The sequence below is a fragment of the Staphylococcus pasteuri genome, from assembly GCF_003970495.1.
GTDB lineage: Bacteria > Bacillota > Bacilli > Staphylococcales > Staphylococcaceae > Staphylococcus > Staphylococcus pasteuri.
On record NZ_RXWW01000045.1, the window covers coordinates 1 to 382 of the forward strand.

Below are 382 nucleotides of genomic sequence, written 5' to 3' on the forward strand. Positions count from 1 at the left end.
CACAGCACGTCAATTTATTGGCGATGAACCATTTGCAGTGTTATTAGGCGATGACATTGTTGAATCTGAAACACCTGCGATTAAACAATTAATGGATGTCTATGATGAAACTGGTAAATCTGTCATTGGTGTGCAAGAAGTAGCACCAGAAGATACACACCGTTACGGTATCATTGATCCATTAGAACAATCTGGATTACGTTATGAAGTTAAAAAATTCGTAGAAAAACCTAAACAAGGTACAGCACCATCAAACTTAGCTATAATGGGACGTTATGTATTAACACCAGAAATCTTTGACTATCTTGAAACACAAGAAGAAGGCGCAGGAAATGAAATTCAATTAACTGACGCAATCGAACGTATGAACACAGAAAGCCAA

Annotated in this window: 1 protein-coding gene; it reads left to right on the plus strand. The window is 37.2% G+C overall.

Going from position 1 to position 382, the window contains the following annotated elements; genetic code table 11:
* A partial coding sequence (locus CD121_RS07355; protein ID WP_257214272.1) for a sugar phosphate nucleotidyltransferase occupies window positions 1-382 on the plus strand: 382 nt, incomplete at both ends.